This window comes from Mycobacterium sp. 1423905.2, assembly GCF_001673155.1.
In the GTDB taxonomy this organism is placed as follows: Bacteria; Actinomycetota; Actinomycetes; order Mycobacteriales; family Mycobacteriaceae; genus Mycobacterium.
In genome coordinates, this window is the sequence record NZ_LZLE01000329.1 from 58,926 (window position 1) to 66,291 (window position 7,366).

A 7,366-nucleotide genomic window follows, 5' to 3' on the forward strand; every position below is an offset into this window, starting at 1 on the left:
GCCACCCTAGACCGCCCCACCGACGGCGGTGGCAGCATGGGAAAAGTCAACGCGACGAGGGAGGGTGCGGTGGAAACCTGGGACGCTATCCGCGCACGGCGCAACGTCCGCCAGTACACGACGCAGGCGGTCGCCGACGAGGACCTGAATCGAATCGCCGAAGCGGGCTGGCGGGCGCCGTCGGCGAAGAACCGGCAGCCCTGGGACTTCGTCATCGTCACCGATCGCGCCCAATTGCAGGAACTCTCGACGGTGTGGATGGGAGCCGGGCACATCGCCGCGGCAGCCGCCGCAATTGCGTTCGTGCTGCCGGTGCCCCCAGACGAGCGCCGCAAGATCATCGACCAGTACGACGTCGGGCAGGCGACGATGGCGATGATGCTCGCGGCGACCGACTTGGGGATCGGGACTGGGCATTCGTCGGTGGGTGATCAGGACAAGGCCCGCGCGATTCTGGGTGTGCCCGACGGCTACCTGGTCGCGTACTTGCTCGGTATCGGATATCCGGCCGATCGCCCGTTAGCGCCGATCCGCAAGCCGAATCGGCGCCCATTCGACGAGGTCGTGCACCGCGGCCGGTGGTGACCGAGGTGGGCGGCAAGATACGACCATCATTGCCGTTTCACGTGTCGGACCGGCGTCAACATGGAAAACTGCTTGCTGCGGAGGAGGCGACGGCGGGCGCCGGTGCGCAGGCAGCGGCGCCCGCCAGGTCAACTGGTCAAAGCCTGCGGTGCGAGTTCCTTGAGCATGGCGTTCGCCCAGCGCATCTGACGCAGCGTCTGGGGATGGCAGCGCGAGGTCAAGCTCAGCAGCTCCTCGTCTTTGGCCGCCTGCGCGGCCTGGCCCAGCAACTCCCAGTCCAGCGATGCCCCGGCGGCAACCCGGTGTATTCGCCGCAGGTCGGCGAGCAGCAGCAGCGCCGGTTCGGGTCGGTGGCGCAACAGTGCGCTGACCCGGGTTTGCACAGCACCGGTCAGCGTGCGGGTCCGTGCCCGGCCGGACAGTCGCAGCCCGTAGTGGCGGCCATGGCGAGCCAGCTCTTCGACGTGGTTGACCGACCAGCCGGCCAAATCCAGGGCCAGGTAATGGATGTCTTGGTCGCTGTGATGGCGGGCGGCCATCACAATGAGTTCGTGGGCGAGTTTGCGTTCACAACGATGCAGTTCGCGGATCGCCAATGTGATCTTCATGCCGGCCCCACTGGTCGCAGTTGCGCCGCCGCGGTCTTGTAGATCGGTTGCTTGGATACCGGATCCCAATCGGTCAACGTCAATTCGTTGCCCGCCCGATGCCGTAGCTGGTCTGCATCGGCGTCCCAGTACCCGTAGTGGAACGGCACGAACAACACTCCTTCGCGGATGTCGCCCACCCGTGCCGGGCCACAGACGCTGCCGCGCGGGGTGCTCACCTCGACGAGGTCACCGTCTGTCAGCCCGAGCCGTTCGGCGTCGCGCCGCGACACCTCCACCCACACCTCCGGAGCGGCGGCTTGCAGTTCGGGGGCCCGGGCAGTCTTGGTGCGGGTGTGGAAGTGGTAGACGGTACGGCCGGTGATCAACGCGAAGGGAAAACGGTCCGACGGTTTCTCGTGCGGCGCAACGTATTCGGCGGCTTTGATGATGGCTCGACCGCACGGGTTCATCGCGCGGTACTCGGTGGGCTCCAGCGGCGCACCGGTGATGAGATCTTTGCCGTAGGCCTCGCAATAGTCCGGGTCGGCCCAGAATTTGCCGTCGGCGTACAGCCGCTCGGTACCGCCGGGATGTTCTGAGTTACAGGGCCATTGGATGCCGCTGTGACCGCGCAGCTTTGCGTAGCTGAGTCCGGTGTAGTCACATGGCCGGCCCGCGCTGCATCTCTTCCACGCCTCGAAAGCCGACTCGGGATCGGTCCAGGCCGGCAGTGGCGCACCGTCTTTGTCCCGGAAGTCCATGCGTCTGGCGTAGTCCAGGAAGATCTCCAGGTCACTGCGGGCCGAACCCGGTGGCTCGACGGCTTTTTCGGACAGGTGCACAGTGCGATCGGCGTTGGTGAAGGTGCCCGTCTTCTCGCCCCATGCGGCCGCCGGCAGCACCACGTCGGCGAGTTCGGCCGTCTCGGTCATGAAGATGTCTTCGACCACAAGAAAGAGCCGTTCCTGGGCCAGGATGTCGCGGATCCGGGACAGCTCGGGCAACGACACGGCCGGGTTGGTCGCGGTGACCCACAACATCTTCAGCGACCCCTCTTCGGCGAAGCGGAACATCTGCATCGCGTGGGTGGGCGGCGCGTAGTGCGGGATCTGCTGCGGCTCAATGTTCCACACGGCGGCGAGTTCTTCGATGTGGGTGTCGTTGGCCCAGTTGCGGAACGCGGCCAGATCCCCGTCGGCTCCGCACTCGCGGGTGTTCTCTGCCGTCGGTTGACCGTTCATCTGCAGCAGGCCGCAGCCCGGTTTGCCGAGCATGCCGCGCAGCAGGTGGATGTTGTTGACCTGCACCGCTGCCGCGGTGGCTTGATGCGATTGGTAGAAGCCCTGCAACACCGTGGACAGCAACCGCTTCGCCGTCCCCAGCAGCTCTGCCGCGCGCCGGATGTCGTCGGCGTCGACTCGGCAGATCTCGGCGGCGAGCTCCGGTGGGAATTGCGCTATCCGGCGGCGCAACTCGTCGAATCCCACAGTGTTGGCCTGGACGTAGTCATCGTCGACCCAGCCCCGCGCGATGATCTCGTGCAGCAACCCGTTCATCAACGCCACGTTGGTGCCCGGCAGGGGCGCTAGATGAACCGTGGCGTGCCGGGCGACCGGTGTGGTGCGGGGGTCGACGCAGACGATGGCGGGCGGCGTCGGGCCGGCCAGTCGGTCGAGCATCCGCGCCCACAACACCGTCTGCGTCTCGGCGACGTTATGCCCATACAGCGCAATGACATCGGCGTGGTCGACGTCGGTGTAGGAGCCAGGCTGACCGTCGCAGCCGAACGACTCCTTCAGTGCTTCGGCCGCAGTGGCCGTGCACAGCCGGGTGTTGCCGTCAACGTGGTTGGTGCCGATGGCGCCGTGGGCGATGACACCCTGGGTGTAGTACTCCTCGAGGAACAGCTGCCCGGAGGTGTAGAAACCGATCGCGCTGGGGCCGTGCTGGTCGAGCAACTCGCGACTGCGCGCCACAATCCGCTCCATGGCGGTGTCCCAATCGCAGGGTTGCAATTGCCCGTCGCGACGGATCAGCGGCGTGGTGAGCCGATCGCGAGATCCGTTGGCCTGCCAGCCGAACAGGTCTTTGGGGTCGAGCCGGCCGTGGTTCACCCGGTCGATTGCCCGGCCGCGCACGCCGACGATCCGTCCGTCCTTCACCGCGATGTCCAGGCCGTCGCCGTTGGAGTGCAACACTGCCGCCGACTGCACCCAGCGGTCCACCGACTCGGCAGTGACACCGTCGGCCAACTGCATGTCGATGCGCTGCGGCCAGGGCCGTCCGGCGCCGTAGGGAGTCCGCGCGCCCCACGGGTCGGCGATCCGATCGAGCCCCACCATGTCCGGGGCTTACCCGCCGCACCTGGCCCGAAAACAGCCGGTTACCGGGCGAACTCCGCCTCGATGCCGTCGATGCCCGCGCGGATCGCCTTCAGGGATTCCGCGCGGGCGCGCAGCTTGGTGGCCGCGTGGGCTTGCTGGTTGAGATTGGCGAACTCGCGAGCGGCTTCTTCGGCGCGGCTGACCACCACCTCGGGCAGCGCGATCTCGTCGATGAAGCCGGCCGCCAGCGCTGTTTCACCGAAGAACGTCTTCGCCAGGCCGGCGGCTTGCTGGTAGGCCGAGCGCGTCAGGCGCAACTTCATGATCTCCAGTGCCGCGTACGGGATGGTCATGCCGATCGCCACTTCGTTCGCCTGAATGTTGTAGGCGTGGGCGGCAATTCGATGATCACCGGAAGACAGCAGGAATGCGCCCATGGCGATTGCGTGGCCGGTGCAGGCCATCACAACCGGCTTGGGGTAGGACAGCAGCCGGTAGGCCAGTTCGAAGCCGCCGCGCAACATGTCGATGGCCGGCTGCACCTCGCCGGAGGTGAGAATCTTCAGGTCGAAGCCGCCGCTGAACACGCGCTCGTTGCCGGTGAGTACCAGCGCCTTGACGTTGTCACGGTCGGCGTTGTCGATCGCTTCGTTGATGGCCTGCTGCATGGTGGGGCCCAGCGCGTTGACCTTGCCGTCGTCCATCCTGATGACCGCGATGGAGTCGTCGTGGGTGTAGGTGACCGGGCCGCTCATGTTCACTCCATTCGTCGCCCGATTGAATCAAACGCGTTGACTGCGATGCCGACCGAGTTCGCTTTCGCTGTTGCCCCAGCGCAGCCGGACGTCGGTGGGCTCGTCGAGCTGGCGGGTCCGCCACCTGTCCTGTGTCTCCAGAACGGCGCGTTCCATCCGCTCGATCTCACTGCGGAACACGTCCGGGCGCGTTTCCTTACTGGCGTAGTGGAAGTAGGTGAGCAGGCAACGCAACAGCTCCAGCTTCTGCTTTTCCCGCTTGGCCAGGTCGTGCGTGGTCATCAACTCGATGCGCTGCACCGGCGGCAGGGTGTCCCAGTCGAGCACCACGCTGGTCTCCAGCGGTCGCCGACGGCGTCGCCAGAATCGCCATCCGCGGGGCTTGTCGGGGCGGTCGTAGTAGGTGAGCGTCCCCTCGAAGCGCGACTCGATCCCCAACCCGATCTCGGCGCGGTCCAGCGCCGAATCCCACACCACCCGCCACTCCTGCCCGGGCGCCAGCGTCGGCAACTCCCGCGGCAGCTGCAACGGCACCACGTTCGCGTAGCCGTCGGACGCGTTCTCGTACTCGGCGACGGTCGGGGGGTTATCGAAGGAGAAGGAGATGTTGTAGGCCGCGGTCTTGCCGAAGTTGCGGACCACCACTTCGATCACATGCCAGTCCGCGGCATGGGGTTCCATCAGCATGGCCACGTGCGGGCGGGTCTGCTCGGCGGCTTCGGCTCGGTTGCGCTGCAGTTGGCGGTGGGTGAAGATCAGCGCGACGACACCGAGCGCGAGCGCCCCCCAAGCCGCCCACGCCAGCCACGTCCCCGGGTCAGCATTGGTGACCCCATGCCAGGTGTCCTGCAACCACCCCATGGACCCCACCCTCCGCTTGGCTGCTTACGTCGGACCCAAAACTTTGCCGAACTGATCGTAGAGGCGTTTCCCGGCAAAATCCTGACAGTTTCGCTAACCGCCCATCATCATGCGCCACTGATTGAGGTCGGCCGCCCGATAGACATAGTTGGACCGCTTGACCTCCGAAAGCGACGCGCTGGGGTCGGCCGAATACCAATGACCAGGGAAAACCGTCGGATTACCGCGAAGCCGCGCCAGCTGCTGCAGGCTGCGGAACATCTCGTCGGAGTCGCCGCCCGGGAAGTCGGTGCGCCCGCAGCCTTCCAGAAACAGCGTGTCCCCGGCGACCAGGCGGCCGTCTAGCAGGAAGCACTGGCTGCCCGGCGTGTGACCTGGAGTGTGCAGCAACTCGATCTCGACGTCGCCGATGCTCACCTTGTCACCGTGCTCATGCGTGGTCAGGTCACCCAACGGAATCCCGGTGATGCGTGAAACCCATTGCGCCTCATGGGTGTTCACGTGAACCGGCACGGTGACCCGCTCCAGCAACTCGGCCAGGCCCTTGAGTTCGAAGCCCATCATGGAGCCGCCGACGTGATCGGGGTGATGGTGGGTGACCAGCACTCCGGACAGGCGCATGCCGTCGGCTTCCAGTGCATCGACCAGGTCACCGGCCGCGTAGGCCGGGTCGACCACAACACAGTCTCCGGTCTGCCGATCGCCGATGAGGTAGGCAAAGTTGCGCATCTGCGCCGCGATCATGTCTCCGGCGGCGAAATCACGACCGGAAAGCAGTTGGCGAAAGTACAGCCGGTCCGAATCTGACACCCGACCAGCCTATGACTCGTGCGGTGGTGTTTGCTGCGGACCCCGTCGGTGACCGCGCAATACCGGTCGGCGCCAGCGATTTGGTGCGTTCGCAATGGGTATTGTTGGCGCATGAGGAAGAGGGTCGAATTCGAGATTGACACCGACCTGGTCGATGAGGTCATCCGTCGATTCCATTTGGCTGACACCCGTGAGGCTGTCCATCTTGCTCTGAAGGCGCTGCTGGACCAGACCGAGGATCCACAGCACCTGTCGGACGAAGAGGAATACGACGAGTTCAGTGACCTCAACGCCTGGGTCCCGCGCACGGGCGGCGACGCTCGGTGATCGGGCACTGGCTGGTCTGACAACTTTTCTCCAGCAACGCGCGCACGTGGTTTGGTGACGCCGCGCGCCAGGCTGTACCCTCTTTACGGCCCTTGAAAGCGCACCCGCACGACTGGTCGCTACGGGTGAACGGCCCCCTTAGCTCAGTCGGTAGAGCGTTTCCATGGTAAGGAAAAGGTCAACGGTTCGATTCCGTTAGGGGGCTCGGCGGACGCCGAGCAGGCGCGCACCAGAGGCGATGTAGCTCAGTCGGTTAGAGCGAACGACTCATAATCGTTAGGTCGCCGGTTCGAGTCCGGCCATCGCTACAACACAACACGCGACGTTTGACAGATTTGAGAGAGAACGGACATGGCTTCCAGTACCGACGTGCGGCCGAAGATCACATTGGCCTGCGAAGTGTGCAAGCACCGCAATTACATCACCAAGAAGAACCGCCGCAACGACCCGGACCGCCTGGAGCTGAAGAAGTTCTGCCCAAACTGCGGTAAGCACCAAGCACACCGCGAAACGCGGTAACCGCCCCTGTGGTGGTTGCTGAGATGGACTAGGTAGGTTTTAGAGCCGTGCCGTTGACCGAAGATATCGTCGGGATGCATTACCGGTATCCCGACCACTATGAGGTAGAGCGGGAGAAGATCCGCGAATATGCGGTAGCCGTCCAAAACGACGAAGGCTATTTCTTCGAGGAGAAGGCGGCCGCCGAGATCGGCTATTCCGGACTGCTGGCGCCGTTGTGTTTCATCTGCGTGTTCGGTTATAAGGCTCAGTCGGCTTTCTTCAAGCACGCGAACATCTCGGTCACCGATCAGCAGATTGTTCAAGTCGACCAGGTGCTGAGATTCACGCAGCCGATCGTCGCTGGTGACAAGCTTTATTGTGATGTCTTCGTGGACTCGATACGTCAGGCGCACGGCACGCAGATCATCGTGACCAAGAACATCATCACGAACGAAAACGGTGAAACCGTGCAGGAGACCTACACAACCCTCGCGGGGCGTGCCGGCGAGGATGGGGAAGAAGGATTTTCTAGTGGCGCTGCGTGAATTCAATTCGGTGAAGGTTGGCGACCAGCTTCCGGAGCGGACCTATCCGCTGACCCGGGGAGATTTGG

9 protein-coding genes, 2 tRNA genes and 1 pseudogene are annotated in these 7,366 nt (G+C 64.6%); 7 read left to right on the forward strand and 5 right to left on the reverse strand.

The window, feature by feature from the left end:
- Positions 1-69: 69 nt before the first annotated feature.
- Positions 70-585: a nitroreductase family protein gene (locus tag A9W95_RS22740; RefSeq protein WP_067418187.1), complete on the forward strand. Its 516-nt coding sequence runs from the start codon at positions 70-72 to the stop codon at positions 583-585.
- 128 nt (positions 586-713) lie between these two features.
- On the opposite strand, the gene A9W95_RS22745 is transcribed toward A9W95_RS22740, so the two are convergent.
- The 5 genes from A9W95_RS22745 to A9W95_RS22765 form a co-directional block, all read right to left on the reverse strand.
- A complete protein-coding gene (locus tag A9W95_RS22745; protein WP_067418150.1) occupies positions 714-1,193 on the reverse strand; it encodes a hypothetical protein in 480 nt (159 codons plus the stop codon).
- Complete coding sequence (locus tag A9W95_RS22750; protein WP_172826691.1) at positions 1,190-3,514, reverse strand: molybdopterin oxidoreductase family protein; 2,325 nt, start codon at positions 3,512-3,514, stop codon at positions 1,190-1,192. The genes A9W95_RS22745 and A9W95_RS22750 overlap by 4 nt, the downstream gene beginning before the upstream one ends.
- A gap of 44 nt (positions 3,515-3,558) precedes the next feature.
- Positions 3,559-4,254, reverse strand: coding sequence for a crotonase/enoyl-CoA hydratase family protein (locus A9W95_RS22755; RefSeq protein WP_067418157.1), 696 nt, complete (start codon positions 4,252-4,254; stop codon positions 3,559-3,561).
- 27 nt (positions 4,255-4,281) lie between these two features.
- Entirely contained in the window at positions 4,282-5,115 is an 834-nt protein-coding gene (locus tag A9W95_RS22760) for a hypothetical protein (RefSeq protein WP_067418160.1), read from the reverse strand.
- Positions 5,116-5,208: 93 nt separating this feature from the next.
- Positions 5,209-5,925, reverse strand: coding sequence for an MBL fold metallo-hydrolase (locus A9W95_RS22765; RefSeq protein ID WP_067418163.1), 717 nt, complete (start codon positions 5,923-5,925; stop codon positions 5,209-5,211).
- Positions 5,926-6,036: 111 nt separating this feature from the next.
- Between A9W95_RS22765 and A9W95_RS22770 the strand changes: the two genes are divergently transcribed.
- The 6 genes and pseudogenes from A9W95_RS22770 to A9W95_RS26570 form a co-directional block, all read left to right on the forward strand.
- Positions 6,037-6,252, forward strand: a complete 216-nt coding sequence (locus A9W95_RS22770; RefSeq protein WP_067418166.1) for a type II toxin-antitoxin system VapB family antitoxin — start codon at positions 6,037-6,039, stop codon at positions 6,250-6,252.
- A 132-nt stretch (positions 6,253-6,384) separates the two neighbouring features.
- Positions 6,385-6,457, forward strand: a tRNA-Thr gene (locus A9W95_RS22775).
- A gap of 29 nt (positions 6,458-6,486) precedes the next feature.
- A tRNA-Met gene (locus A9W95_RS22780) sits at positions 6,487-6,560 on the forward strand.
- A 43-nt stretch (positions 6,561-6,603) separates the two neighbouring features.
- Positions 6,604-6,771 (forward strand): 50S ribosomal protein L33, encoded by a 168-nt coding sequence (gene rpmG, locus A9W95_RS22785; RefSeq protein WP_003898538.1) that lies wholly within the window; start codon positions 6,604-6,606, stop codon positions 6,769-6,771.
- Between the two features lie 47 nt (positions 6,772-6,818).
- Entirely contained in the window at positions 6,819-7,298 is a 480-nt protein-coding gene (hadA, locus tag A9W95_RS22790) for a (3R)-hydroxyacyl-ACP dehydratase subunit HadA (RefSeq protein WP_067418169.1), read from the forward strand.
- Positions 7,285-7,366 (forward strand): annotated as a pseudogene (locus A9W95_RS26570) (3-hydroxyacyl-ACP dehydratase); the annotation flags it as partial. The gene hadA and the pseudogene A9W95_RS26570, both read left to right, overlap by 14 nt.

What these genes read in the sequence shown, in the direction of transcription:
- A9W95_RS22745 (WP_067418150.1), bottom strand. Translation starts at nt 1,193, where the DNA reads ATGAAGATCACATTGGCGATCCGCGAACTGCATCGTTGTGAACGCAAA.
- A9W95_RS22755 (WP_067418157.1), bottom strand. Translation starts at nt 4,254, where the DNA reads ATGAGCGGCCCGGTCACCTACACCCACGACGACTCCATCGCGGTCATC.
- A9W95_RS22760 (WP_067418160.1), bottom strand. Translation starts at nt 5,115, where the DNA reads ATGGGGTGGTTGCAGGACACCTGGCATGGGGTCACCAATGCTGACCCG.
- A9W95_RS22770 (WP_067418166.1), top strand. Translation starts at nt 6,037, where the DNA reads ATGAGGAAGAGGGTCGAATTCGAGATTGACACCGACCTGGTCGATGAG.
- rpmG (WP_003898538.1), top strand. Translation starts at nt 6,604, where the DNA reads ATGGCTTCCAGTACCGACGTGCGGCCGAAGATCACATTGGCCTGCGAA.